Consider the following 26022-nt stretch of genomic DNA (forward strand, 5'->3'; position numbering starts at 1 on the left):
GTTGGCTCCTGTCGGAACCCATTCAATCCTTGTCCGAAACCCTCCACATCACGCTCTTCACCCTCGCCATCGCGCTCGCCAGCACGCTGCTCATCCTGCCCCCCGGCGTCGCGCTCGCCTGGCTCCTTTCCCGCCGCGCCTGGCCGGGCAAGGCCGTCGTGGAAACCCTCGTCGCCCTGCCCCTCGTCATCCCGCCTGTCGCCACCGGACTCATCCTCCTGAAACTCTTCGGCCGCCGCAGTCCGCTCGGCAGCTTTCTGGAAAACACGCTCGGCCTCGAAATCGTCTTTACCTGGAAAGCCGTCCTCATTGCCACCGCCGTCATGTCGTTTCCCCTCTTCGTGCGCACCGCGCGCGTCGCCTTCGAGGAGATCGACCCGCGCTTCAACCAGGTGGCCCGCACCCTCGGCGCCGGCCCGTGGGACGCCTTTTTTACGGTCACGCTCCCGCTCGCCACGCGCGGCCTGCTCGCCGGCAGCGTGCTCGCCTTTGCCCGCGCGCTCGGGGAATTCGGCGCCACCATCATGATCGCCGGCATGATCCCGGGCGAAACCATCACGCTCGCCCTCGGCATCTACCACCACGTGCAGCTCGGCCGCGACGCCGAGGCCACCGTCCTGCTCGTCATCTCCATCGCCCTCGCCTTCGTCGCCCTCTGGCTCAGCGAAAAACTCGTCCGCAAGACAATCGCCACATGATATCAACGCGCCAGGAGTTCCGGATTTTTACACAAAGGGCGCAAAGAACGCAAAGACTTGCCGATGGCCTCCTTCGCGCCCTTGGCGATCTTTGTGTAATATCCAGAACATTCGGGACGCCGCTATGAAAACCCCATTTTTCAAACCGGATGGCCACAAAAAGGCACAAAAGAACACGCCGCGCATGGAACCCTCCATCGCGCTTATAAGCGCACGGGAGACTCCCCACGGGCAGAAGGATTTTTTGTGCCTTTTTGTGGCCATTCCCTCCGGCTGAAAACTCCGCCCGATGTCTTCCGCACCCGTCATCCAGGCCCGTTTCCGGGTTGCCTACGCCGGCTTCACGCTCGACGTCGATCTCGACCTGCCCGGCCGCGGTGTCACCGCGCTCTTCGGCCATTCCGGCTCCGGCAAGACCACCTGCCTGCGCGCCCTCGCCGGCCTCGAACCCGCCGCCACCGGATACCTCTCCGTCAATGGCGAAATCTGGCAGGACAGCGACCGTCGTCACTTCCTCCCCACGCATCGCCGCGCCCTCGGCTACGTTTTCCAGGAAGCCAGCCTCTTCCCCCATCTCACCGTGTCGCAGAATCTCGGCTACGGCCGCAAACGCCGGCGCCCCCTTCCCGGCCTCCCCTCCCCCGACTTTCGCGGCATGATCGAACTCCTCGGCATCGGTCATCTGCTCGACCGCCGGCCGCAAAGCCTTTCCGGCGGCGAACGCCAGCGCGTCGCCATCGCCCGCGCCCTGCTCGCCTCGCCGCGCCTGCTCCTCATGGACGAGCCTCTCGCCGCGCTCGACCACGCCCGCAAGGCCGAAATCCTTCCCTGGCTCGAACGCCTGCGCGATGCGCTCGACATCCCCGTCCTCTATGTGAGCCATTCGCCCGACGAGGTGACGCGCCTCGCCGACCACCTCGTCCTCCTCTCCGCCGGCCGCGTCATCGCCAGCGGTCCGCTCGCCGACACCCTGGCGCGTCTCGATCTTCCCGCCGGATTCTTCGACGACGCCAGCGTGGTCATCGAAGGCGTTGTTACCGCACACGACGCCGCCTACAACCTTTCCACGCTCGCCTTTCCCGGCGGGCAGCTCCACATCACGCGTCCCGCTCCCGAAGTCACCGGTCACCGGCTCCGTGTCCGGATCAAGGCTGGCGATGTGAGCCTCACCCGCGAGCGGCCGGCCGTCACGACCATCGCCAACATCCTGCCGGCGACGATCCTCACCGAAGCCGCCGCCGCCGATCCGGGCCATGTTCTCCTCGGTCTCGATCTCGGCGACGGCACGCGCCTCTCGGCCCGCATCACCCGCCACTCCCGCGACCGCCTCGGCCTCGCTCCCGGTCAGCAAGTCTGGGCCCAGATCAAGGCCGTCGCCGTGCTGGCGTGAGCACCGGTCACATTCAGAATGGAAACCCGAGCGAAAACAGCACCGTGCCGGCCGGATCGCCGGAGCGGCGGTTGAGGTTGTAGCCGTACTCCAGGCGCAGCGGGCCGATGATCGTCTGGTAACGCACGCCCGCGCCAACCGAAAACAGCGTCTCGTCGAACGGATAGTCGCCGATGTCCGCCGCTGTGCCGAGCCCGTCGAGGAACACCACCGCCGACCAGTTGCCGGTCACGCGCTGCTCGAACTCGATGTTCACGACCACCTCGCTGCGCGCGCCGACGTAGTCGCCGTTGGCGTCGCGGGGCGCGGCCTTGCCCGAAGCATAACCGCGGATCGAGTTTTCGCCGCCGGGGAAAAACAGCTTGTTGACCGGGATCCGGTCGCTGCCGAACACCACGCCGTGCGTCAGCCCGAGGTGCAGCCAGCGCTCCCCGCCAAGCGGCACATGCCACGACGCGTCGAACTCCAGCCGCTCGTAATCCACGTCACCCCCGAGCCATTTCGCGGCGTCCTCCACCTGCACATACCAGCGCCACCCGCGTCGCGGAAGCAGCGGATTGTCGCGGCGGTCCTGCACAAGCGTGAAGTTGAGGCTGCCCACCCGCGAGGTGTCGAGGTCGGTCGCGCTCGTGCCGAGCGTGTTGTCGCGCGTGCCCAGCGACTCGAACGTGTACCCCGTCGTCGCCTCCACCCGCCAGCGGCGGAACACCCGCCGCAGGAGGAGGCTGCCGCCGTACTCCTCGCGGTCGAACGACTCCTCCTCGCGCAGCAGGCCGAACACCTTGACGCTGCCGTCGATATTCGGGCCGAGCAGCTCGGGCACCGAGTAGGTATAGTCGCCCTGCGAACTCTTCATCGACTGCACCAGCTCCAGTCGCGACCGGTGCGCCTTCCCCCTGAGATTGTTTTGCCGCAGCTCGATGCCTCCGCGAAGCTGCTCATAGCTTCCGTATCCGAAAAGTAGTGACGCATCCCATCGTGGCTGCTCGCGCAGGAGAAACACCACGTCGCGCTCCGGCCCCGTCGGCGGCTCGTTCTTCGAATCCACGAGATCGAACACGCCCAGGCGGCTCAGCCGCAGGCGCGCCCGTTCCACCTTCTGTGGATCGAGCGGATCGCCGGGATGAACCGGGCTCTTGCTCCGGAGCAGTTTTTCATTCGTCCGTCCGGCTCCCTCAAACCGCACCCCCGCGACATGCACCTCCTCGCCGGAGATCGCCCGGACTGTGACGGCCACGCGCCGCGCGCCATCCTCCGCCAGCTCCTTCTCCGGTTGCGCCCCGACCGTCACGCGGGCATCGGCGTACCCGACATCATAGTACGCATTGCGCACCGCGACCTCGATATCCTGCGCCACCAGGCGCGTCCAGGGCGTGCCCGTCCCGGGCAGCTCCACCTTCTGCAACGGTTCCTCCTTTCCCTCGGCCTCGCGTTGCAGCCCGCCGATCCGCCAGAGCGGACCGGGCTCCACCGCGACCTGCACGCGCACATCGCCCGTCTCCGGATCGCGCTGCTCGCCGGCCACGCGGGTGCGCGCCTCCATGTAGCCGCGGTCGCGGAGCGTCTCGCGCAGGGAGAGGAGGCCGCGGTCGAGTTTCCCCGGAGAAAACGCCTTGGCATCCGCCGGCGTGAACAGGCCCAGGTTAGCCATGAAAAATTCCCTCGCCTCCTTTTCCGTGATCACCGCCGCGCCGCCGTCAGGCCGGGTGGCCAGGCTTTCCAGTCCGGAGAACGTCACCTCGCGCAACGTGTAGCGCCGGCCCGTGATCACGTGAAGCGTGACCGCGTATGTCGCCAGCGGACGCGGCAGGGTGGTCGTGAGCGCGCTGTCGAGTTCGTGGGAAAACGGGACGCCGTCGGTGGTGACGCCGGAGGCGACAATACGGGCCTGGAGATAGCCCTGTTCGATCATGCCGGAGAGCAGGATAAGCGTGGCATCCTCGATGGTGTTGGCATCGACGGTTTCGCCGCGCCCCTCACCGAGCACGAGGTCGAGCGTGCGCCGCGCCTGGTAGTTGTCCCACCAGCCGAGGCCGCGCACCGTGAGTTCGGCGCGGTGATGCGGCGTCGTCGCCGGCGGCGGAGATGCTTCGCTGGCGGGGAGCGCGTCGGCGGCAGGGAGCCGGAGCGCGGCGAGGAAAAAGAGCAGAAAGACGCCGGCAAACGCGGTTGCGCCCCCGTGGCACGGGCTTCCAGCCCGCGGGCGTTGCGTGGCATGGGCTTCCAGCCCATGAACGTTGCCTCTCCGTCCGGCGTGGCACGGGCTTTTTCCGCCAATCGCCCGTGCTCCCGGAGCACATGGCCAAGATGGCCATGCCACGCAATCCCACGGGCTGGAAGCCCGTGCCACGCGAACCGGCCCGGCGTTCACGGCGCGCCTCCCTTCCCGGATCCCCCGGGTGTATCCGTTTTTTCATTATCCGCCTCCGCCTTCGCCGGCGGTTCGGGCAACTCCGCCCGCTTCGGCGTGAAACGCCATTTCACACCCGCGTTGTAGCCGTCGAATTCGTCGTATTCGCCGACCACCGCCCAGCGACCGCCGAGCGCGTATTCAACGGCATAAGTCTCCTTGCCCTGGCGCGAAAGCTTTTCCCCGCTGCGAATGGTCAGCCGCTCGCTCGTACCGTCGTCCACGCCAAGCTGCCGCAACACGTCCGCGCCCACGTAGGTGCCGAAGCGGGCCAGGCGCGACGAACTGGCGGAAAACGAACTCTCCGTCGGCGCCATGCCCGCCATGACGAGCATCAGCACCTGCTCCGAGTCCAGCGCCGGGCTGGAAAAGAACTGCACGGTCGGATCGGTCGCGGTGCCACCCAGTTCCATCCGCAGATCGTAGTCGTAGCGCTGCGCGGTGCCCGTGAGTTGCAGGCGCGGTTCGTAAGGTGAAGCCTCCGTGAGACGGATACCGCCGCCTTCCTGCACGACAAAGGTCGTGAACGGGAAAATCACGCGTCCGTCCTCCACCGTCGCCTCGCCGACGGCACGCGGATTGCCGAGCGTGCCGGCGAGGTTGAAGCGCGCCGAGACGAGCCCGGCAAACACCGGCGTGCGCACCCGCAGGAAACGCTGGCCGCGCAGCGACACATCGATTTCCCAGTCCCGAAAGGGCGGCTCCTCCACGGAGAAATACGGCGGACGCCGCGACGCCCCGCGCGTCCCGCCCGGCAGCAGCGAGGTGAGATCGGCCAGAAACATGCTCTCGCGCAACCGCACCTCGCCGCTGATCCGGCCGCCCCCGCTATCGTCGTCGAGCGAACGCGCCGCCAGGTCGAGATCGCCGCGCACGACGAGCCCCGCCTGCCGGACAAACGGCACGTTCTGCCCGCGCAGGGTCACATCGACTCGCGGACGTCCGCCGCGCGGCCAGTCGGCCTTGCCGGCCAGCGTCACCGGCTGTCCTCCGGCCAGCGCCTTGAGCGACTCCACCTCGACCGTCCGTTCATGGAACCGCAGATGCGCCTCGATCTGCTGCAACACGCCGAGCGGCCCGAGCGGCCGCGACGCCGCGCCTTCCAGGACGAGCGTGCCCTCCAGGCGCTGGCGCGGACCGTAACGGATGTCGGTCGAAACTTCGCCCGCCGGCGCGAGGTACGTGGGCATGTAGCGCGCGAGCGACGCCACCTTCGCTTTCGTGATGTGCAGCTCGCCCTCGGCGCGTTCGCGGACGAGTCCGGACCACGTTTCAGGCAGGCTCGCCCATTCGTCGGCGCGGACCGGCAGCTTGCCCGAAACGGAAACCGGCTGGCCGTCGATGTCGACCCGCGCCACCGGCATGCGCAGGCCCTCGCGTCCGTCGAAAACGAGTTCGACGCGCGCATCCGTCACCGCGGGCAATGTAAACGGCAGCCGCCCCGCCGGGATTTCCAGTTGCGTGGCGGCGAGCGTGAGCGAGCCGCGCGGCTCGCCCACCGTGCCCTCGACGCGCCCGTGCAGCGTGGCGCCCGAAAGTTTCACGCCGGTCAGTTCCGCCAGCGTTTCCTGCCAGCCGGCGCCGTCGCGCGAGGCGATTTCGAAAGCAAACGGCACCTCTTCGCTCAACCGGAACCATCCCTCGCGCCGCGCGTGCAAGGTCGCCGGAAACCGTCCGGAGGCCTCGGCCAGCACGGCGTCGCGCGCGCGGATCTGCGCGGTACGCAGCTCGATGCCGCCACTGCCGGCGTCGCCCGCGCCCGTCGCGAGGTCGACGGTGACCGATACCCTCTCGCCGGGCAGGGGCGTATCCGCGGAAAACGCACCGCGCAGCGTGCCCGCTATCGGCGCGTCGGGCGACGTCCAGGAGAGATCGGCGGCGAGCGACGACAACGCGAAGCCGGACGTCGTCACCGCTGCGGGAACCTGCCGCACCCAGTCGGTCAGGAGAGCGGCGGTGACCGAACGGATTTCGAATTTCAGCCGCCCCGCGCCGTCGGCGGCGGGGGTTTTGAGCGAGGCTTCGGCCGAGAGGAAAAAGGAGGACGATGGCAGGCTGGCGCCGGAGCGGCGGCTTTCCAGCCGCTGCCGTGAATCGTCCGGAGTCGAAGGTACCTCGCGAGAATCAGCAGAGGGCGATTTCCCGTCCGGCAAGGCAGCGGCTGGAAAGCCGCCGCTCCCCAAGGTCATCGGGGAGATTTCGAGCAGCGTCTCGCCGCCCTGGCGGACGGTCACCGGTGCAAGCAGTTCGGCAAAAGGCTCGCCGCCGCGCAGCCAGCGCAACGAAGAAAGAGTCACTTCCATCTCGCCATCCGGCGACGTCGCGGGACGGAAGCTGCCGGCGAGTTCGATGGCGGCGGCATTGTCCGCTGTCGCCGCCGAAAGCTGCGAAAAATCGACCGCCGCTCCTTCGCCGGACCACACAACGCGGAACGAAAGCGGTTTCGGCGCCGGTGCGGATGCCGACGCCGCGGGCCGCACCCACTCCGCGGATTCCACCGTCAGTTTCCCTTCATGCTCCGGGGCGGCGAGCGGTCCGCGGGCGTGTCCTTCCAGTATCAGATTTTCGAACACAACATCGCCCGCCTCCGCCGGCAGCCAGGGCGCGAGCGCCGCGGCGTTTTTGAGCGAAACCTCCAACCGGGTGTCGGCGAGAATCCGGGTTTCCACGTTGTAGCCGCCGGAAAGTTTGATCTCTCCGCCCGCCTCCGGCAGTGCGAGGGTCGCCGCCGCAATCGCGACCTCCGGCCAGCGCACCTCACCCCGGATGTCCGCGTCGCCGATCGCCTTTCCCTGCCAGGCGAGTCCGTGCCCGTCGAGCGTGAACACCACGGCAAGCGCGCCGGCTCCGGCCGCGCCCATCGCATCGGCGGGATTGAACGAAGCGCGACCGCTGGCGCGGCCGGCCAGACCGGAGACGGCCAGCGCGCCGAGATCGACCTCGAAATCGAATTGCGACCGCTCGGTCAGCAGCTTGCCGGTAGTCGAGATCGCAAACGGCTCCAGGAGATGCGCGCGGCCTTGCGGCGCGGTGACTTCCAGCCGGCGGATCGTGATCGTCTCGCGGTCCCCGGAGGCTTCGGCAACGGCATGCACCGGCGGTGCGCCGGCGCCGCGGTCCGGCAATGGCTGCGCGCGGGCCTCGACGCGCGCGCGGTAGTTTCCGTTTTCCCAGGACAGCGACCAGTCACCGGCCAGATCGCCATAAGTATCCGTGCGATCCCAAAGCGCGGCCGGCAGACGCCAGCCCGCGCCGCGCGCAGTCAGCGTCTGCGGCAGCCAGGAATCGGCCAGCGTGGCTTCCAGCCCGGCTTCGTTGCCCTGCCAGTGGGCCACGGCGTCAACCCTGCCCCCGGCGGCGAGGGAGCCCTTCACGTCAAGCGCGCGGGCGGACGAAACCGCGGTGAACGAAAGCGCCGACGAGGGCGACGAGGAGACATCCGCCGAAGCATCCGCCGCTGCCGGCAGCACCACCGACAACTCCGCTTCCTCGTCGCGCCAGCCGACGCGGGCGGTGAGCGTCCGTTGCGCGTAGCCGAGTTGCGGCAGGTCAATTTCCTGGCCGGCGACAAGCACGCGGCCGTCGCTCGCATCGAGCCGGCCGAGGCCGCGCTCGAGCCAGCCGGCGATTTGCGCGGCCAGCGCCAGCGCCTCGTCCGGGTTCGGCGGCGGCGAACCGGCGTCCGCGCTCTTCGGCTTGTCGTCCTGTATCTCGACTTTCCAGCCACGCACCTGCGCGCGCGCATCGCGCGACCAGAGCCAGCGAGGCAAGTCAGCCGCCTCCACTTCGCCGGCCGTGAAACTCACACCACCGCCGGGTTGCGACCATGCCACATCGACCAGTCGGAAACGACCGCCTTCCACCGACTCGTAACGCGCGTAGCTCGCCCCGGCCACACGCGCGCCCAGCCACAAAATCGTCTGCTGCCACCACGGCAGGGTGACCACTGCCACGACAAGCCCGCCGAGGAAGAGCTTGCGCAGGCGACGCTTTTTTTTTCCGGACGAAGCGGTCATGTGGTCAGCGTGAAAAACAGCCCGTGAAACACACGAAAGGGCACGAAAAGCCGGACCACGGATTTTCCGGTGGTTTTTTCGTGTCCTTTCGTGTGTTTCACAGGCACTTTCTTTTTTTGTTTCGATTTGCACTCAGCCAGCGGCATGCGCCAGACCGTTGCGCTCGAGCAGCGCCGTCGGGTCGGGATCGCGGCCCATGAACTTGCGGAACAGATCGGCAGGCGGCTCGGAGTTGCCCTTGCTCAGGATGTGCTCGACGAACTGCGCGCCGACCTCCGGGGAAAAAAGCCCCTCGCGGCGGAAACGGGTGAACGCATCCGCGTCCAGCACCTCCGCCCACTTGTAGGAATAATAACCGGCGGCGTAGCCGACCGGGTCGCTGAAGAGGTGGCCGAAGCGCCGCACGATGGTCGGCGACGGCGGCTCGGTGGGGATCATGCAGTCGGCCACGACGGCGCGCGCCTTCGCCTCGAGATCGCCGTCGGCAAACTCGTCCGCGCGCAGGTGGAGCACGAGGTCCATTTTCGCGAACTGCATCTGGCGCATCGTGGCGCACGCGGAACGGAAATTGCGGGCGGCGACCATTTTTTCAAAAAGGTCGTCGGGAATCGGTGTATCCGTCTCGTAATGACGCGCGAAGAGATCAAGGCTCTCGCGTTCCCAGCACCAGTTTTCCATGATCTGCGAGGGCAGCTCGACAAAATCCCAGGCGACGTTGACACCGTTGAGCGATTTCACCGGCACCTCGCCGAGGAGGTGATGGAGCAAATGGCCGAATTCGTGGAAAATCGTCTCGACCTCGCGGTGTGTGAGCAGCGCCGGGCGGCCGGGCGAGGGCGGCGTAAGGTTGCCGCAAATGTAGCCGAGATGCGGCGCGCGCGTGCCGTCGGGGCGCGGTCCGCCGGTGACGAGATAACCCATCCACGCGCCGCCGCGCTTCGATTCGCGCGGATGCCAGTCGGCGTAAAACGACCCGATGTGGCGCCCGGCACGGTCGTGCATGTCGTAAAACTTCACATCCGGATGCCAGACTTCGACCTCGTGGCACGGGCTTTTTCCGCCAATCGCCCGTGCCCCTTTTTTCTCCGCAATCCGCAGCCCGAACACCCGCGAGGCCAGTTCAAACAGACCGGCGATCACCCGGCCGACCTCGAAGTACGGACGCAGCGCCTCGTCGTCGAACGTGTAGCGCTGCTGGCGGAGTTTTTCGGCAAAATACGGCACCGACCACGGCGCGAGCGGTCCGGCCGCCCCGGCCTGCCGGTTGCGCCCGCCCGCTGTTTTGCCGGCGAATTGTTCCAGTTCCTCGCATTCGCGCACGAACGCCGGCCGCGCCCGCCGCTCCATGTCCTCGACAAACGCAAGCGCCGCCGCCCCGCTGCCGGCCATGCGGCGTTCGAGGACGAGATCGGGAAAATGCGACTTGCCGAGCAGCCGCGCCTTCCCGGCGCGCAGGGCGAGGATGCGCTGCACGAGCGCGGTGTTGTCGTGCGGGGCCTGCGCGCCGACTTGGCTGGCGGCGGTCCAGACCTCGCGACGCAGCGCCTCGTCGTCGGCACGGGTGAGCACGGGTTCCTGTGACGGCGCATGAAGCGTGAAACGCCAGGCGGGTTTCGCTCCCTTGCCGTCGGCGTCGCCCTCGGGATCGTGAGAAAAACCCTTGTCGAGCGCGGACTGGCGGGCGGCGGCAAGAGCGTGGGCGGGCAGGCCGGCGAGGCGCGATTCGTCCTCGATCACGAGTTGCCAGGCATTGGTGGCGTCGAGCACGTTTTCCGAATATTTCTGGGTGAGCCCGGCGAGTTCGCTCTCGATCTGTTCGATGCGGGCGCGTTCGGCGTCGGGCAGGTCGGCGCCGGCCTGGCGGAAATCGGCCAGCGTTTCGTCCAGGAAACGTCGATACACGCCGGTGACCGCGGCGGCGGCGGGCGAGGCGGCAAAGGTCTTGAGGCGCTGCCAGAGGGCGTTGTTGAGCGGGATGCCGGCCAGGAAAGCGGAGACTTTCGGGAGCATCGCGTTGTGCGCCTCGCGCAGCGCGGGCGAGTCGCTGACGGATTGCAGGTGCGTGACCTTGCCCCAGGCAAAGTGAAGCGGCTCGGTGGCGCGCTCGAGGGCGAGGAAGGTGTTTTCAAAAGTGAGCCCGCCAGAGTCGAGCGCGGCGATGGCGTCGATGGCGGCCCGGGCGTCGGCAAGCGCCGTCTCGATCGCGGGTGGAATCAGTTCGGGCCGATGCTGCGACCAGCGGATGGCAAAGGCGGGATCGAGAAACGGATTGGCGGCGGAGCCGGAATGACCGGAAGTGGCGGCGGAACGGCGAGAGTCGGTGGCAATTGGCATGGAATGTCCGCCAAGCGAATCCGATGCCGCCGCCCGGGCAAGCCCGCGAGGCAGACAATCTCGCCGCACCCCGGCGACAACAGGGGCAGACCTCGACACCAGGGCTCCTGCCGGTCGACCTCGATCAGATTTTCCGACAAATAGGTTACTTTGCCTGAATTGTCGGAAAATAAAATCGGCTCTATCCACATTAAGATACATATCTTGTTTTTAATAATATAGTTAATTAAAAACGAGAGTACCATGAGAATTTGATTGATTTTGTCGGTTTTGTCTGAATTAATCTTGGCCATGTCTTTGGTTCCCCGGCAAGAAACCCACTCCAAAATCGACGCCGCCTACGCGACGCTCGAAGAGCGGATCACGTCCGGCCGCTGGGAAATCGGCGAGGTCATCCCGCGTGAGGGCGAACTGGCCGCCGAGCTCGGTTGCAGCCGTGACACCGTCAGCAAGGCGATTGCCCGCCTCGTCCATGCCGGCCTCGTCGAACGCCGGACCCGCGCCGGCACCCGTGTGCTGCGCAACACGCCGCTCGCCGCCGGCGGCAGCGGCTCCGCCCCCGTGCCCGCCGTGGAGCTGGATGCCTTTGCGTTCATTTTTCCAAGCAAGCGCCATGAAGGCGTGCGCCGCGTCATGAACGGTTTCCAGGACGCCGCCGACGAGGCCGGCCGTCGTGTGATGATGCTCTCGACCGGCGCCGATTATCAGAAGGAGGCCGAGTTCATCACCCGGTTGCAGGAATTCGACGTGAAGGGCGCGGTCATTTATCCTGCGCTGGCGAAGCCCGAAGATATCCTTTCGCTCTCGCAAATGCTCCTCGCCTCGCGCTATCCCATCGTGCTCGCCGAGGTCAACCTGCCCGGCTTCGGCCGTCCGGCAATTGTCGTGGACGGCTTTCACGCCGGCTATACGATGACGAAATACCTGATCGGCAAGGGCGCGAAAAAGATCGGTTTTGTCTCGAATTATTCGTGGACGACCACGATGCGGGACAAGTACCAGGGTTACCATCGCGCCCTGCAGGAGGCCGGTCTTCCCGAGCCGGCCAAGGGCGTGATGATGGACCCCGGGATGCACCCCAACTTCTCCGATCCGCTCGCCGAACCCACGCAGATCGGCCGTCATTACCTCGCTGGCGGAACGGATGCGGATGCCGTGGTCTGCGCCGATGATTATCTCGCCGCCGGCCTCGCGACCGCCGCCCGGGAAACCGGGCGCCGCATCCCCGAGGACATCAAGCTCGGCAGCCTTAACGAATGCCTCACCGGCCACCCCTTCACAAGCTATCGCGTCCCCTACGAACAGATGGGCCGCGAAGCCTTCACTCTGCTCGACGCCGTGCAGCAGAATCCGCAATCGCTCCCCGTATCCGGCGAGAAACAACTGCAAGGCGCCATCATCGAACGAACCAGCGCGTAACAGCAAAACACCGTCCCTGCCCCCCCATTTTCCCCTTTTAATCCCCGCATCCCATGAACCATGCCCGCATTACCCGTCGCCACGCGTTTACCCTGATCGAACTGCTTACCGTCATCGCGATCATCGGAATACTGGCCGCCATCATCATCCCGACAGTCGGCCGCGTGCGCGCCAGCGCCCGCTCCATCAAGTGTGTTTCCAACCTCCGCCAGATCGGCGTCGCCTCGCGCCTCTACGCAGAGGAAAACAAGGATCTGATCGTCCCCTGTTTCAAGAGCACCTATGCCAACCAGCGCGACCTCCGCACCTGGGTCGGTCAACTCGCCCCCTACACCGGCTGGAGCAAACCTTCGTCCTCAGCCACCGAATTTGTATCCTTTGACGTGATACCTGATGTCTTCAAGTGCCCCGAAAAAACCACAAAAACCGGCAGCTATCTGGGCTACGGATACAACCTCGACTTCCTCACCAACGGGCAAGACGGTTCGAACTACAGACCCAGATACTACCGGCAGGCGGAACACGCCCCCACGACCCTCATGATTGCCGATGGCATTCGTTCGGACGGAAAAGAAACAGCCTGGCGTCCCGAAATGAGTCGCCTCGCCTCGACGGGATGGATGATCCCGCAATACCGGCACCCCGGCGACACCTGCAACGTGCTCTGGCTCGACGGTCACGTATCCGGTGAAAAGCAAAACGCCAGGAAACTGGAAGACAATGCCCGCTGGAAAATGCAATAACGCCCCCTCCCTCCCTCCATCCATTCTCCATTTGCGGTCGTTCGCGCACCGGGCGGCCAGCTCCACACCAACGACCAACAACTCCACTCCACGAAATGAAAACAAAACTCATCACCCTCACAGCGGCATTAGGCATCTGCCTGTCCACGTTCGCGTCCATCGCCCTCGCGCAAGCCGCCACCACGGAAACGCTATTCTCCCCGCGCCAGGCAGGAATCACCTGGGACAACTACACGACGGACGGAGTTGCCGGGAGCGGCGACGTCTATGCCGACGCCAGCACCGGAGTCCGCGTAGGCGCATTGAAATCCGGTGGAGCCAACCGACTGGAGCGAGGCCTTCTCCTATGGGATTTACCCGCTGTCATTCCAGACGGATACGTCATTGCGTCCGCGCAACTTCAGCTAAACCTGGCCAGCATAAACGGAACCCCGTCCGGCCCCGTCTCTCTGTATTTCTCTTCAACCAGCCGCGCTTTCTCCGGAACCAACTACAACAACAACACCGACTTCACCAATACCGGGATAACGGTCGCGACTTCCGGGACCGTACCCGGCGCCCTCTCGCTGGATGTCACGGATCTGATCAAGAACGCCTATGACGCAGGAGCGTTCCCCACACAGGTCGGTGGCCAGTCCATTGTTGTCGCCACCTTCCGGCTCCAGGATGACACGCTGCCGGTAACCGGAGCAACGGCAGCAAACATGACTCAAGCTTATTACCGTTTCATCCAGTCAGGCACCGACGGCCCCAAACTCCTCATCACCTATGCCGCTGTTCCCGAACCCGCCACCTGGACCGTGCTCGCCGCCGCTGCCGGATTCGTCGCCACGCTATTCGCCCGCCGCAAACGTCGCGCCTGACACCCCATCCGCCTCCCACCCCCGCGCACACACATTTCTTCCTCCGCCATTCTTCATTCCCCCCCCTCGCAGCCTGCGCAATCATGCACAGCACACTCCGTTTCCGGCTGTTCATCCTGTCCACCCTGATGACCACGCTCCTTCACGCCGCCGGCGACGATCCTCTCAAGACCCAGCTTGAGGTCGCCGATGGTACCCCGGGCCCGTCCGCGCCCGATGCCTGGCGCATCCTCTTCGTCGGCGACAGCATCACGCGACACGGCGTCAACGACTGGACTCGCCAAAACCTGGGCTGGAACCACCTCGCCGGCATGGCCGCCTCCGCTGCGGACAAGGACTATGTTCACCTCCTCGCTGCCCGTATCCAGGCAACGATGCCCGGCCGTAAGGTAGAGATCTGGTACGACAGCCAGGTCACGACCAGAGTCGCACACGACTTCAAAGGCGGTTCTTTCGCCGACAAACACGCCCGTCTCAGCCAGACGCTCCGCAAGGACTTCCGTCCTCACCTCGTCGTCATCCAGCTCGGCGAACACGAGGAACAAAAACGCGGCAAGGCCTTCATGCAGGAACACTGCGCCAGGCTGTATCAGTTTTTCACGACACTCGATCCCTCTCCCGCCATCATCAGCACCGGTGTCTGGCTCCCCGGCGACAAGACCCGCGGACGCAACGACTATGCCTCCGGCTGGGGCGCCGCGGTGGAAAACACCATGCGAACCACCTGCGAAAAACTCGGTATTCCCTTTGCCAGTGTCCGTGACTACGCCCTCGATCCGGCCTGCCGCGGTTCCGGCTCCAGCGCCGGCGTCAAATGGCATCCCAACGATCAGGGCATGGCCGGCTATGCGCAGGTCCTGTTCGAGGCGTTCGGGAAAACCGGCTCCGCCAGCCACGCCTCCCGCTGAACCCTCCGTCCCCGGATCTCCCGGCCTCCCGCTCCCTTCTCCCTTTCACGCTTCCGCATGAGAATCCGCATAACATCCCTCCTCCTCATCTCCGGCGTTCTCGCATTCGCCCTGTTGCCAGCCGGTGTCCGCGCCGATGCCGGGCCGGTACCGGCAGTCGTCCTGCCGGCTGCCAGCGCCATGATCTGGGACAATCATCCCGTTGACGGCGTCGGCAACGCCTCCCTCAAGGATGCGCTCTTCGTCGGCCGCCGCACCGACGTAAAACCGCCGCGCCTCGAACGCTCCTGGCTCTCGTTCCGGCTGCCGGAGCTTCCGGCCGGTACGAAGCTGCGATCCGCGACCCTTCGCCTGCGCCTCACCGACAAACTCGGTTCCGTCTCCGGCGCAGTCACCCTGTATCACTCCGTTTCCGACAACCGCACCCGGTGGGACGGCAACAACTACACCTACGAAAACATCACTTACAAAACCACCGGCCAGACCGTCGCCACGCCCGAGACACCCAAAGGTCAATGGATCGGGATCGATGTGACTGCCCTGATCCGGAGCGATTACGGGACGGACACCGGCGTCCGCGTCAGCAGTTTTCGCCTCCAGAACGACACCCTGACCTCGGCCGGCGGCAGCTATGCGGTCTTTGCCTTCGGCTCCAGGGGCGCCAGCGCTCCGCAACTTGTCATCGCCACCGGCACGGCGGACCCATAACCGGCTGGCAATCGCTGCCTCCCTGCCTTCCGGATTCTTCCCGACCACCGCCTCGCCGCATCCTCCCGCCTTCATGACACCTCGTCCGAACAATCGTCGCCTTGTCCACCGGCCGCTCGCCCGCCTCGCCTTGTCCGCCGCGCTCGCCGCCGCCCCTGTGTACGCCGCGCCCGATGCCCGCATCACCATCGACACCGCTCGCGAACGCAGTCCGGTCAACCCGCTCGTCTTCGGCCAGAACATCGAGGCCGGCGATGCCTTCGGCATCTTCGTCGACCACCACACCCGATCCGACAACGCCCAAGGCCTCTGGAACCCGGAAACACGCGACTTCCAGCCCGGCATGATCGCTCTTGCCGACGCCCTGCGCATGGGCACGGTTCGTTACCCCGGAGGCTGCCTCGTCCACAATTTCAACTGGAAAGGCACCATCGGCCCCCTCGAAGAACGTCCCGGCTTCCAGTTCGGCATCGACGAATGGATAAAACTCTGCCGCCGGCTCGGCGCCGAACCCGTCTACACCGTCGCCGATTATTACGGCACCGCGGAAGAAGCCGCCGAACTCGTCGAATACCTCAACGCGCCCGCCACGCCCGACCATCCCTGGGCCATGAAACGGGCCGCCAACGGCCATCCCGAACCCTGGAACGTCCGCTACTTCGAACTCGGCAACGAAAGCGACCACGGCAACCATCAGGTAAAACCCGGCCGCACCTTCAGCGCAGACGAATATGCGTCATGGGCACGCAACTACGCGAAAAAAATGAAGGCCGTCGATCCTTCGATCAAGGTCGGCATCGTCACCCCGCCCTCCGACGGTCGCAACGCGGAGAGCGCGTGGAACACCACCGTATTCCGCGAAGCCGGCGATTTTGCCGACTTCGTGGTCGTCCACTTCTACGCGCCCGTGGCCTGGAAAAGCATGACTTCCGCCGATCTTCCGGTCGTCAACCAGGCTTGCATGGCGCAGACCGACCAGCTCGGCATCCGCATGGACCAGTATCGCGCCGCCATCAAGGCCGCCTGCGGTCGCGACCTTCCCCTCGCCATCACCGAATACAACACCTGGGCCGCCGACGTCGAAAACCCGGTGCCCTACCGGTTCAGCTTCGCTCCCGCGCTCCAGAACGCCGACTTTGTCCGCCTCTGCCTCGAACCCGCGCAAAACGACGGCGTCCTCATGGCGCAATACTGGCAGATGTTCAACGGCTGGTGGGGCGCCGTCCGCAAAAACGGCGAAATCCAGCATCCCGCTTACGCGCTCTACCGCCTGTGGGGGAAAAACCGCGGCGCCACTCTCCTCGCCTCCGCCGTGGATGCCCCGCGCCAGGACTTTGCCGGCTCGCGCGGCATCAGCGCCGCCGGCGGCGACCGCTACATCCTCCGGCCCCCGCCGGAAAAAATGCCGCAACCGGCGTCATACCCGCCCGGCCGGATCAATCTCGATGGCGCCACGGTCCGCCCGACGGGCGACGGACTTGAAGTCACGTTCAGCAACTTCAGGGGCGAAGCGTATCCGCAGCTCTTCCGCTTCGACAACCCGGACGACGGCAAAGGCCGCCGCTACGATATCGCCTTCGAAGCCTGCCTCGATCTGAAGGACCGGCCCGGCGCAGGTGATACCGGCGGCAACACCACGCTCAAGCCGCCCGGCGAATTCGGCATCGGCATCGAGGACACGCGGGGCTGGGAAAAAACCCGATCCGCCGCCAGCGTTTCCGGTATCCGGAACTCCGGCACATGGCAGGAATTTCGAGGATCATACACACCGCCGGCGGACGGCAAGGCCGTGCGCGTGCTGGTGCGTCTCATCGCCAGAAAACCCGTCACCGGCACCCTGCGCATCCGCAACCTCGCCGTCACCCGTCCCCTCCCCGACACCATGCCGGCCTACCCGCTGCTGACCGCGACCGCCATGAAATCGGACGACGGCCGGCGCGTGCATGTCGTTGTCTTCAACAAAAGCCTGGATCGCTCCCTGACGACCGGGATCGTCGTCAATGGCTTCGCCGCCACCTCCGGCCACTTCGAACAAATCACCGCCGCCGGTGGCGATCCGTCCTCCACCGCCTCGCCCCGGGAAGAGACCGGCGACCTCCGCTTCGCCACCGACGGCGCTCCTCTTCTGCATACGTTTCCCCCGTGCTCGATGACAGCGATTACCCTTTCACGATGAGGCGATGAGTCGGGACGCAGCGGCGTGTCCCCTCCCCCCCCCGGAGTCATCCCTGACGCCGCGCTCCCGCCTCCGGCCCGGAATCAAACCCCGCGCCGGCCTTTCCCGGTGGAAAAATCAAACCGGCCCGGCCGCTTCTCCTTGCCTGCCGGTCTCCGTGCCCATGCCGTCGTGCCATGCCGACCCGCGAAACGTCACGCCTGCGACCACACCTGCTTCCCTGCTCCCGGATTGCACTCTTTTTCATCGTATCCGGATGGCTGTTCCTCTTTTTCGCGCCACACGCCGCGGCATCTTCCGGTGCCGCCGACACGGCTTCCGCCCTCCCGCGCGCGCTTTCCTCCTACCCCGAACCCGCTCCGGGAGCCGGGCTGTTTTCCGTGCTGATCGACCGGATACAGGTCGAGCCGTTCAATCTCGTCGCGTCGATCATCTTCCTCCTTGCGATCGTACACACTTTCCTGACGGGCCGGTTTCGCCACTGGGCGCACGAAGCCGAGCACGCCCACGCCGCCGCCCTGCGCAAACGCCGACAGCGTCTCGAGGTCACCGACAACAACCATGACGGCGCTCCCGATCCGGTGAGTTTCAAGGGACAGGTGCTCCACTTTTTCGGCGAAGTGGAGGCCGTGTTCGGCATCTGGGTTCTGGTCCTCGCCGCGGCCATCCTGGCGGACAAAGGCTGGAATGCCGTCACCGGCTATATCGGCCACCAGGTCAATTTCACCGAGCCGATGTTTGTCGTGGTGATCATGGCGATGGCCTCGACCGCCCCGATTCTCCGTTTCGCCGAACGCGGCCTGCAACAGGTGGCCTCGCTCGGCGGCCGGTCCGTCGCCGCCTGGTGGCTGGCGATTCTCATCGTGGCTCCGCTGCTCGGCTCGTTCATCACCGAGCCGGCCGCCATGACAATCGCGGCCCTCCTGCTGGCGCGGCAGTTTTACGCGCACCGCCCGTCACCGACGCTGGCCTACGCCACCATCGGCCTGCTCTTCGTCAACATCTCTGTCGGCGGCACGCTGACCCACTTCGCCGCGCCGCCCGTGCTGATGGTGGCGCAACCATGGAAGTGGGACACGCTCTTCATGCTGTCCCATTTCGGCTGGAAAGCAGCCATCGGCATCGCTGCTTCGTCGCTGTTGTACTACGCGATCTTTCGCGGCGAATTTGCCCGCATGAACGCGGCGGCAAAGCTGCACAGGGGAAACGACGCCGCATCCCCGCACCGCTCCACCCGGCAGGCTGCGCCCATCCCGGCATGGGTGACTCTCGTGCAAATCGCGTTCATGGCGTGGACGGTATTCGTGGCGCATTACCCGGCGCTGTTTGTCGGCGGCTTTTTGTTCTTCCTGGCATTCATGCAGGCGACGGCCCACCATCAGAAGCCCATCGAACTAAAATCCCCCCTGCTCGTCGGCTTTTTTCTCGCCGGCCTTGTCATCCACGGAGGGCTACAAGGCTGGTGGATCGAACCCGTCCTGAAAAGCCTCGGTGAGCTGCCGCTTTTCCTCGGCGCCACAATCCTGACGGCGTTCAACGACAACGCGGCCATCACTTACCTGGCGACGCTGGTGCCCGGTTTCACCGACGCCTTCAAATATGCGGTGGTGGCCGGCGCGGTGACGGGCGGCGGCCTCACGGTCATCGCCAACGCGCCCAATCCTGCCGGGCAATCGATCCTGCAGCGGTTTTTCCCGGAAGGTATTTCGCCGCTCGGTCTGCTGGCCGGCGCGCTGCCGCCGACGGTCATCATGGCGTTGTGCTTCCTCCTGCTGTGAACGGCCGCTGCGCGCCCGCCCGCCGTGCTACAATTTCCCGGCGTGATGCCGCAGCGCGCGCTGCTGCGCCATCAGTTCGGGCGCCTCGGTGGTGTCGAGGAGCACGTCGACAAGTTCTCTCACGGCATCCGCCGGTCTCCCGGCGGCGTGCAGCGCGAGGGCCAGCCAGGGGAGCAATTCGGGATTGTCGGGAAATTGCAGCCGGGCGTTTTGCAGCGTGGACACAGCGCGGTCGGCCGCGCCGTCGAGGCGCTGGCAGTTCGCCAGGCCGATCAGGGCGCCGATGTGCTCATTGGGCTCGGCGAGGCCGAGGACGAGGGCCTTTTCGTAATACGGCAGCGCCTCGGCCGGCCGGTCGAGCGTGTCGAGCGTCCAGGCGAGCTGGTACTGGATTTCGGCGATATGCGGGAAACGCCGGTCGAGATCGCGAAGACGCGGGACAAGCGCCTCGATCTGGCCTCCGTGACGGGAGCCGATGATGGCATCGAGAATGGGTTTCCAGTCGGACATGGTTTGAAAAACGTTGCCAACGCAGCACAGTGCAAGTCTCCGGTGCAAGCCCGGGAACGCTCCTGCCCGCATGCAGGCTTGGCCCGCGCCGCATCGCCGTCCAATGTCGTAAAAATCCGCACCCGATCCGCACGGACCCGAAACCCGCAGCACAAAGCACCATGAACCGCAGCCGCCTCCTGGTCGTCGAAGACGACGATGGTACAGCCCGCAGCCTCGCGGCCGGCCTCGCCGCCGAAGGTTTTGATGTGCGCACCGCGGCCACCGGCGACCAGGCCGACGCGTCCCTCGCTGCCCGCACCGGTTCCTCTACCTCCGCCTCCCCGGCAGCTTCCAGCGCCACCGCCGATCTCGTCATCCTCGACTGGATGTTGCCCGGTCTCGACGGCATCACACTCCTGCGCCGTCTCCGCGCCCGCGGCCAGCGCATCCCCGTGCTTCTGCTCACCGCGCGCGATTCCGTTGACGACCGCGTGCTCGGCCTGGAAGCCGGCGCCGACGACTACCTCGCCAAGCCCTTCGCCTTTGCCGAGCTCCTCGCCCGTGTGCGCGCCCTGCTCCGCCGTACCACCGCGCCCCGCCAACCCTGGCAACACGCCGTCGCCGACCTGGCCCTCAACCTCGAAACCCGCCTCGTCACGCGCGCCGGCCACACCGTCGACCTCACGCCCCGCGAATTCGATCTCCTCTCCTACCTCGCCATTCACCAGGGCGAAGCCGTCAGCCGCGATCAGCTCGCCCGCGAAGTCTGGCGCGAGCACAACCGCGCCACCCCGATCGACAATGTCATCGACGTGCACATCGCCCGCCTCCGCCGCAAAATCGACGATCCGCATTCCCAGAAACTCCTGCACACCATCCGCGGCCTCGGCTACATGCTCCGCGCCCCGTCTTCCGCACCCGCCACGCCGCCCGGGAATCCGGAGTCATGAGAGCCTGGTGGGGATCGCTTTCGCTGCGCGCCCGGCTCGCGTTCGCCTTCGGAGCCATGGCTGCCGGCGCGCTTCTCTTTCTCCTCGCCATCGTTGCCCGCACTATCGGCACGGAAAATCTCGTCCAGGGAAAAATCCTCCCGGCGACGCTCTTCGTCCTCGGCGTCTTTTTTTCCGGCGGCTGGTTTGTGGCCGGCTGGTGCCTGCGGGAAATCGGCCGCCTCGGCGCCCGCGCCTCCTCCTCGCCCGCCGATACCGGCAAGACACTGCCCGCCGAACTGGAAGGTCTCGCCGCCCTCCTCCGGCGCGAGACGGCCCGCCACGACCGCGTGCTGGCCGAGCTCAAACGCTTCACCGCCGACGCGGCCCACGAGTTGCGCACCCCGCTCACCGCCCTGCGCACCACCGGCGAAGTCGCCCTCCGCGCCGCCGGCGATTCTCCCGATGCCGTTGCCAACCCCGTCCAGCTCCGCGCCGCCCTGGAAATCATGCTCGAGGCCTCGCTCCGCATGAACAGCCTCCTCGAACGCCTCCTGCGCCTCGCCCGCCTCGAAAGCGACACCCTCGTCCTCCACCCCCGTTCCCTCCCTCTTGCCGACCACCTCGCCACGCTGTGCGACAACCTGCGGATCCTCGCCGAGGAAAAAGCGCAACACATGGAGCTCGACTGTCCCTCCGACCTCACGCTGGTCACCGACCCCGCTCTCCTCGACCACGCCTTCACCAACATCCTCCACAACGCCATCTGCCACTCGCCTCCCCGCTCCGTCGTGCACATCGCCGTCCGCCGCGGCCCTCCGTTTGCCGCTTCCCCCTCCCGCAGCACCACCGCCAGCCCGGCCGGCGCCGGCACGATCAGCATTGCCATCACCGACCAGGGGCCCGGCATCGCGCCCGAACACCACCTCCGCATCTTCGAACGGTTTTACCGGATCGACGCCAGCCGCGCCCGCGACCACACCGCCCTCTCCGGCGGCGGATCCGGCCTCGGACTCTGCATCGCCCGCACCGCCATCGAACGCTTGTACGGCACCATCGAACTCGCCAGTTCCCCCGGCCAGGGCGCCTGCTTCACCCTCCGCCTTCCCGCCTCGCCTCCCGCCACCCCGCCAGCGCAAACCTGAACAAATCGTCAGGTTCGGATCCTTGTGCGTCTGTCTCCGTCTCCCCCAATCTGCCGCCGAACCACCCGGCCGGCCACCCTGCACCCCGTGCGATTCGAGGCCGTCCGGAAACCGACAAACCAACAACCACAAACCACCGGACAGACATGAAAAAGATCCTGACCGCGCTCCTCGCCCTTGCCATGGCCGGAGCCCTCCACGCGCAAACCATCACGAAAAGCAACACCGCTTCCCTCTTCGGCCAGCGGTATCTCTCCGCCGATGCGGAGTATTACGACATCGACGGCCTGAACAGCGTCTACGGCGGCGCACTCGGCTTCAACCTGCCCATCACCACCGACCTCGACGCCCTCTTCCGCTACAGCTACTCGTGGGAAGACGGCCACACCAGCCGTGAAGTCCAGACGGCCGAAGCCGGCCTCAACACCTGGTTCGATGTCGCCCCCAACCTCCGGGCCTTCGCCGGCGCCGACCTCGGCTACACCTGGGGCGACGCCGTGAGCAAGGACGACTGGTACGGACGCCTCCGCGCCGGTGCCGAATACACGATCGGCTCCAGCATCAGCCTCCTCGCTTACGCCGCCTGGTCCGATGGTCTCGACAAACACATCCCCAGCCTCTGGAGCGGCACCGGCCAGGCCAGTTACTGGTTCACCCGCGACCTCGCCGCCACGGCCAGAATCTCGTGGCTCGAAGGCGGCGACCTGGCTTACAGCCTCGGCGCGCTGTTCAAATTCTGAGGCCCGGCTCGTCCCGCCGAAACCGTAGCGCGGAGCCTCCCGGCCTGCCATCGAGGGACTCACCCTCCACCCGGTACGGGCCGGAGATTCCTCCCTGCGGACGCATTCGACCCGTCGCGGTCACCCTGCCCGCGCCAACGTTCGTGACCACCCGGCCTCCCTTGCGCCGCCACAGCCACAACACGAATCAGCCCGCGAAACGCCGCGGGGAGCCCGATGCTCCCCGCGGATCCCCCACGGCGGCCTCCCGCTCCGTCCCCCCTACCGCCCCTGCATCCGGCCCTGCGCCTGCCCCTCGCCAACCGACGCCTCTCCTGCCATCATCGACTTCCAGTCCGCCCTTCGCACCCGCTTCCTCCCCCGCTTTTCCAAGCGCCTCCTCATGCGGGTCGACCATTCCGCTGTAATCAAAGGATGGATACGCCACGGCGACAGCCCTCTCCCGCCCGGGCAGGCGGCGTGGTATGAAAACTTTCTCAAAAGCCGCAACCTCCGGGTCACCCTGACTCGCCCCCTGCGCCGCCTCACCGCACTCTTCTGGAAAATCGTCCGCGCCTGCCAGGGACGGCCGGACTGAAATTTGGGGTTCAGTATCCGGAGGTCGCCGCTTTGAGTGTCCGCAAACGTGCACCACCCGAACGCCGACAACTCCGGACACCGGATGCCAGACCCGGGCTCCCTCCCCTGCCTCTCGTGGGCGCAGGCCCGCGAGCGACTCGCCACCCACGGCCGCAACATCGCCACCCCGCACACCACGCCCGCCTGGCCAGCCCTTCTCTGGCATGCCTTCAAAAACCCCTTCAACTATGTCCTTCTTTTTCTCGGCGCCATCTCCTGGCTGACCGACGACCTCAAGGCCGCCACCGTCATGCTGACCATGACCGCCATGGCCACCGGCGTACGCTTCTGGCAGGAACGCCGCTCCCTCGTCCAGACCGATTCCCTGCGCAAACTCGTCCGCAACACCGTCACCGTCCTCCGCCGCCCCGCCGGAGGCGATGCCGTCGCCGCCGAAATCCCCCTGGAGGAACTCGTCCCCGGCGACGTCGTCAAACTCTCCGCCGGCGACATGATTCCCGCCGACGTCCGCCTCCTCGACTCGCGCCACCTCTTTGTCAGCCAGTCCCTCCTCACCGGCGAATCCCTCCCGGTGGAAAAATTCAGGGTTCAGCGTTCGGAGTTCAGAGTTTTCGCTAACAAAAGCGGTCCGCCCGCCGACAACCCTGAACCCCAAACCCTGAACGCCAAACCAAACCCCGACACCCCCGACGCTGCCGACCTCTGTTTCATGGGCAGCAGCGTGGTCAGCGGCGCAGGCACCGCCCTCGTCCTCGCCACCGGACCCCGCACCCGCCTCGGCGCCATCGCCGCCATCCTTGCCACACGCCGTCCCGAAACCGCCTTCGATCTGGGTGTCAACCAGGTCAGCGGCACCCTTATCCGCGCCATGCTTGTCATGGCGCCCGTTGTCTTTCTCCTCAACTTCATCGACCGGGGCGACTGGCTCGAGTCCTTCTTCTTCGCCGTCGCCGTCGCCGTCAGCCTCACTCCCGAGATGTTGCCGATGATCGTCAACACCAACCTCGCCCGCGGCGCCGTCGCCATGGCCCGCCACCAGACCATCGTCAAACGCCTCGGCGCCATGCAAAGCTTCGGCGCGATGGATGTCTTTTGCACCGACAAGACCGGCACCCTCACCCAGAACCGCGTCGCCCTCATCCGTCACCTCGATCCCGAAGGCCGCTCCGCCCGCCGCGTCCTCGAACACGCCTACCTCAACAGCCGTTTCCAGACCGGCCTCAAAAACCTCATCGACCACGCCATCATCGAAAAAGCCGGCCAGCTCGGTCTCCGCGAAGCCGCCGCCGCCTGCACCCCGCTCGACGAAATCCCCTTCGACTTCACCCGCCGCCGCATGTCCGTCCTCATCCGCCGCCCCGGCGGCGGCCCCACCCTCCTCGTCTGCAAAGGCGCCGTCGAGGAAATGCTCGCCATCTGCGACAAGGCCGATCTGGAAGGCCGGACCCATCCGCTGACCGACGCCCGCCGCGCCCGCCTCAAGGCCCTGCGCGACAAACTCAACGACGACGGCATGCGCATCATCGCCGTCGCTTACAAAGCCATCGACAAACCACCCGGCGCCTTCACCGCCGACGACGAAACCGGCCTCATCCTCTCCGGTTACATCGCCTTTCTCGATCCGCCCAAGGAGACCGCCGCACCCGCCCTCCGCCTCCTTCAGGACCACGGCATCGCGGTCAAGATCCTCACCGGCGACAGCACCCGCGTGGCCCGCCGCATCTGCCGCGAAGTCGGACTCGACGCCAGTCAGCCTCTTACCGGCGCCGACATCGACACGCTCGACGACGACGCCCTGCGAGCCGCCACCGGCCACACCACGCTCTTCGCCAAGCTCGAACCCGCGCAGAAAGCCCGCGTCGTCGCCGCGCTCAAAAAAGCCGGCCACACCGTCGGCTTCATGGGCGACGGCATCAACGACGCTCCCGCCCTGCGTGAAGCCGACGTCGGCATTTCCGTCGAGGGTGCCGCCGCCGTCGCCCGCGAGGCCGCCGACATCATCCTCCTCGAAAAAAACCTGCTCGTGCTCGGGCGCGGTGTGGTCGAAGGCCGCCGCGTGTTCGGCAACATCATGAAATACCTCAAGATGACCACGAGCGCCAACTTCGGCAACGCCATCAGCGTGCTCGTCGCCAGCACGTTCCTGCCCTTCCTGCCGATGATGGCGATCCATCTCCTCATCCAGAACCTCCTCTACGATCTCTCGCAGCTTTCCATCCCCTGGGACACGGTGGATGACTCCTGGATGAAGCGCCCGCGCAAATGGTCCGCCGCCGGCATCACGCGCTTCATGGTGCGCATCGGCCCGGTCAGCTCCATTTTCGACATTCTGATCTTTCTCGGCCTGTGGTTTGTTTTCGGGGCCAATACGGCGGAAAAGGAGCACCTGTTCCAATCCGGGTGGTTTGTCGCCGGGCTGTTCACGCAGACGCTGATCGTGCATCTGATCCGCACCGAAAAGATCCCCTTCGTGCAGGCGACGGCCGCGCGTCCGGTGCTTCTTCTCACCGGCCTGGTGATGGCGACCGGCTGCCTGTTGCCGTTCACTGCACTCGGCCGCGCCGTGGACCTCGAAGCCCTGCCGCCCGGCTACTGGCTGTTCCTGGCCGCGACGCTTTTCGGCTATTGTGCGCTCATGCAGATACTGAAACGCGTCTACATCAAAAAATTCGGCGAGTGGCTGTAGAAACGGGC

The 26022-nt window shown here is 66.1% G+C and carries 21 protein-coding genes; 15 read left to right on the forward strand and 6 right to left on the reverse strand.

The window, feature by feature from the left end:
• Positions 1 to 29: 29 nt before the first annotated feature.
• From OPIT5_01885 to OPIT5_01895, 3 genes are all read left to right on the forward strand, one after another.
• Positions 30 to 698, forward strand: a complete 669-nt coding sequence (locus tag OPIT5_01885) for a molybdate ABC transporter permease (GenBank protein ID AHF89190.1) — start codon at positions 30 to 32, stop codon at positions 696 to 698.
• 124 nt (positions 699 to 822) lie between these two features.
• Positions 823 to 975 (forward strand): hypothetical protein, encoded by a 153-nt coding sequence (locus tag OPIT5_01890; protein AHF89191.1) that lies wholly within the window; start codon positions 823 to 825, stop codon positions 973 to 975.
• Between the two features lie 12 nt (positions 976 to 987).
• Positions 988 to 2088 carry a molybdenum ABC transporter ATP-binding protein gene (locus OPIT5_01895; protein AHF89192.1) on the forward strand — a complete coding sequence of 367 codons (1101 nt, stop codon included), beginning with the start codon at positions 988 to 990 and terminating at the stop codon, positions 2086 to 2088.
• A 13-nt stretch (positions 2089 to 2101) separates the two neighbouring features.
• Here the strand turns inward: OPIT5_01895 and OPIT5_01900 are convergent, their stop codons facing one another.
• From OPIT5_01900 to OPIT5_01915, 4 genes are read right to left on the reverse strand one after another with little or no spacing between them, the layout of a single operon-like run.
• On the reverse strand, positions 2102 to 4408 hold the full coding sequence (locus OPIT5_01900) for a hypothetical protein (protein AHF89193.1): 2307 nt from the start codon (positions 4406 to 4408) through the stop codon (positions 2102 to 2104).
• Positions 4409 to 4455: 47 nt separating this feature from the next.
• Positions 4456 to 8514 carry a hypothetical protein gene (locus tag OPIT5_01905; GenBank protein ID AHF89194.1) on the reverse strand — a complete coding sequence of 1353 codons (4059 nt, stop codon included), beginning with the start codon at positions 8512 to 8514 and terminating at the stop codon, positions 4456 to 4458.
• Positions 8511 to 8660 carry a hypothetical protein gene (locus OPIT5_01910; protein AHF89195.1) on the reverse strand — a complete coding sequence of 50 codons (150 nt, stop codon included), beginning with the start codon at positions 8658 to 8660 and terminating at the stop codon, positions 8511 to 8513. Before OPIT5_01910 ends, OPIT5_01905 begins: the two co-directional genes overlap by 4 nt.
• Positions 8647 to 10848 (reverse strand): oligopeptidase A, encoded by a 2202-nt coding sequence (locus tag OPIT5_01915; protein ID AHF89196.1) that lies wholly within the window; start codon positions 10846 to 10848, stop codon positions 8647 to 8649. Before OPIT5_01915 ends, OPIT5_01910 begins: the two co-directional genes overlap by 14 nt.
• Positions 10849 to 11139: 291 nt before the next feature.
• Here OPIT5_01915 and OPIT5_01920 point away from each other — a divergent pair, with 291 nt between their 5' ends.
• From OPIT5_01920 to OPIT5_01950, 7 genes are all read left to right on the forward strand, one after another.
• Positions 11140 to 12267, forward strand: coding sequence for a transcriptional regulator (locus tag OPIT5_01920; GenBank protein ID AHF89197.1), 1128 nt, complete (start codon positions 11140 to 11142; stop codon positions 12265 to 12267).
• Positions 12268 to 12320: 53 nt separating this feature from the next.
• On the forward strand, positions 12321 to 13010 hold the full coding sequence (locus OPIT5_01925; protein AHF89198.1) for a hypothetical protein: 690 nt from the start codon (positions 12321 to 12323) through the stop codon (positions 13008 to 13010).
• Between the two features lie 95 nt (positions 13011 to 13105).
• Positions 13106 to 13873, forward strand: coding sequence for a hypothetical protein (locus OPIT5_01930; protein ID AHF89199.1), 768 nt, complete (start codon positions 13106 to 13108; stop codon positions 13871 to 13873).
• An 83-nt stretch (positions 13874 to 13956) separates the two neighbouring features.
• Positions 13957 to 14781, forward strand: coding sequence for a hypothetical protein (locus OPIT5_01935; protein ID AHF89200.1), 825 nt, complete (start codon positions 13957 to 13959; stop codon positions 14779 to 14781).
• Positions 14782 to 14838: 57 nt separating this feature from the next.
• The gene (locus OPIT5_01940) at positions 14839 to 15489 is read left to right on the forward strand and encodes a hypothetical protein (protein ID AHF89201.1); all 651 of its coding nucleotides are present in this window, start codon (positions 14839 to 14841) and stop codon (positions 15487 to 15489) included.
• Positions 15490 to 15562: 73 nt separating this feature from the next.
• Positions 15563 to 17665, forward strand: a complete 2103-nt coding sequence (locus tag OPIT5_01945) for a carbohydrate-binding protein CenC (GenBank protein AHF89202.1) — start codon at positions 15563 to 15565, stop codon at positions 17663 to 17665.
• 176 nt (positions 17666 to 17841) lie between these two features.
• Positions 17842 to 19443 (forward strand): hypothetical protein, encoded by a 1602-nt coding sequence (locus OPIT5_01950; GenBank protein ID AHF89203.1) that lies wholly within the window; start codon positions 17842 to 17844, stop codon positions 19441 to 19443.
• Positions 19444 to 19470: 27 nt separating this feature from the next.
• Here the strand turns inward: OPIT5_01950 and OPIT5_01955 are convergent, their stop codons facing one another.
• Positions 19471 to 19953, reverse strand: coding sequence for a hypothetical protein (locus tag OPIT5_01955; GenBank protein ID AHF89204.1), 483 nt, complete (start codon positions 19951 to 19953; stop codon positions 19471 to 19473).
• Positions 19954 to 20114: 161 nt separating this feature from the next.
• Here OPIT5_01955 and OPIT5_01960 point away from each other — a divergent pair, with 161 nt between their 5' ends.
• From OPIT5_01960 to OPIT5_01970, 3 genes are all read left to right on the forward strand, one after another.
• Positions 20115 to 20885, forward strand: a complete 771-nt coding sequence (locus OPIT5_01960; GenBank protein ID AHF89205.1) for a transcriptional regulator — start codon at positions 20115 to 20117, stop codon at positions 20883 to 20885.
• Positions 20882 to 22009: a histidine kinase gene (locus OPIT5_01965; protein AHF89206.1), complete on the forward strand. Its 1128-nt coding sequence runs from the start codon at positions 20882 to 20884 to the stop codon at positions 22007 to 22009. The genes OPIT5_01960 and OPIT5_01965 overlap by 4 nt, the downstream gene beginning before the upstream one ends.
• 146 nt (positions 22010 to 22155) lie before the next feature.
• Positions 22156 to 22749: a hypothetical protein gene (locus OPIT5_01970; GenBank protein AHF89207.1), complete on the forward strand. Its 594-nt coding sequence runs from the start codon at positions 22156 to 22158 to the stop codon at positions 22747 to 22749.
• Between the two features lie 261 nt (positions 22750 to 23010).
• Here OPIT5_01970 and OPIT5_01975 read toward each other — a convergent pair whose 3' ends face one another.
• A complete protein-coding gene (locus tag OPIT5_01975) occupies positions 23011 to 23133 on the reverse strand; it encodes a hypothetical protein (GenBank protein AHF93980.1) in 123 nt (40 codons plus the stop codon).
• Here OPIT5_01975 and OPIT5_01980 point away from each other — a divergent pair.
• Both OPIT5_01980 and OPIT5_01985 read left to right on the forward strand, forming a co-directional pair.
• Positions 23132 to 23326 carry a hypothetical protein gene (locus OPIT5_01980; GenBank protein ID AHF93981.1) on the forward strand — a complete coding sequence of 65 codons (195 nt, stop codon included), beginning with the start codon at positions 23132 to 23134 and terminating at the stop codon, positions 23324 to 23326. The genes OPIT5_01975 and OPIT5_01980 overlap by 2 nt on opposite strands.
• 36 nt (positions 23327 to 23362) lie before the next feature.
• The gene (locus OPIT5_01985) at positions 23363 to 26014 is read left to right on the forward strand and encodes a haloacid dehalogenase (protein ID AHF89208.1); all 2652 of its coding nucleotides are present in this window, start codon (positions 23363 to 23365) and stop codon (positions 26012 to 26014) included.
• Positions 26015 to 26022 lie beyond the last annotated feature (8 nt).

The organism is Opitutaceae bacterium TAV5 (assembly GCA_000242935.3).
Classification (GTDB): domain Bacteria; phylum Verrucomicrobiota; class Verrucomicrobiia; order Opitutales; family Opitutaceae; genus Geminisphaera.

Bases quoted from the DNA above. Each gene is read 5' to 3' on its own strand.
- OPIT5_01945 (AHF89202.1), top strand. From the start codon at position 15,563: ATGACACCTCGTCCGAACAATCGTCGCCTTGTCCACCGGCCGCTCGCC.
- OPIT5_01905 (AHF89194.1), bottom strand. From the start codon at position 8,514: ATGACCGCTTCGTCCGGAAAAAAAAAGCGTCGCCTGCGCAAGCTCTTC.
- OPIT5_01925 (AHF89198.1), top strand. From the start codon at position 12,321: ATGAACCATGCCCGCATTACCCGTCGCCACGCGTTTACCCTGATCGAA.
- OPIT5_01955 (AHF89204.1), bottom strand. From the start codon at position 19,953: ATGTCCGACTGGAAACCCATTCTCGATGCCATCATCGGCTCCCGTCAC.
- OPIT5_01960 (AHF89205.1), top strand. From the start codon at position 20,115: ATGAACCGCAGCCGCCTCCTGGTCGTCGAAGACGACGATGGTACAGCC.
- OPIT5_01910 (AHF89195.1), bottom strand. From the start codon at position 8,660: ATGCCGCTGGCTGAGTGCAAATCGAAACAAAAAAAGAAAGTGCCTGTG.
- OPIT5_01965 (AHF89206.1), top strand. From the start codon at position 20,882: ATGAGAGCCTGGTGGGGATCGCTTTCGCTGCGCGCCCGGCTCGCGTTC.
- OPIT5_01920 (AHF89197.1), top strand. From the start codon at position 11,140: ATGTCTTTGGTTCCCCGGCAAGAAACCCACTCCAAAATCGACGCCGCC.
- OPIT5_01940 (AHF89201.1), top strand. From the start codon at position 14,839: ATGAGAATCCGCATAACATCCCTCCTCCTCATCTCCGGCGTTCTCGCA.
- OPIT5_01975 (AHF93980.1), bottom strand. From the start codon at position 23,133: ATGAGGAGGCGCTTGGAAAAGCGGGGGAGGAAGCGGGTGCGAAGGGCG.
- OPIT5_01935 (AHF89200.1), top strand. From the start codon at position 13,957: ATGCACAGCACACTCCGTTTCCGGCTGTTCATCCTGTCCACCCTGATG.
- OPIT5_01970 (AHF89207.1), top strand. From the start codon at position 22,156: ATGAAAAAGATCCTGACCGCGCTCCTCGCCCTTGCCATGGCCGGAGCC.
- OPIT5_01980 (AHF93981.1), top strand. From the start codon at position 23,132: ATGCGGGTCGACCATTCCGCTGTAATCAAAGGATGGATACGCCACGGC.
- OPIT5_01915 (AHF89196.1), bottom strand. From the start codon at position 10,848: ATGCCAATTGCCACCGACTCTCGCCGTTCCGCCGCCACTTCCGGTCAT.
- OPIT5_01890 (AHF89191.1), top strand. From the start codon at position 823: ATGAAAACCCCATTTTTCAAACCGGATGGCCACAAAAAGGCACAAAAG.
- OPIT5_01930 (AHF89199.1), top strand. From the start codon at position 13,106: ATGAAAACAAAACTCATCACCCTCACAGCGGCATTAGGCATCTGCCTG.
- OPIT5_01950 (AHF89203.1), top strand. From the start codon at position 17,842: ATGCCGACCCGCGAAACGTCACGCCTGCGACCACACCTGCTTCCCTGC.
- OPIT5_01895 (AHF89192.1), top strand. From the start codon at position 988: ATGTCTTCCGCACCCGTCATCCAGGCCCGTTTCCGGGTTGCCTACGCC.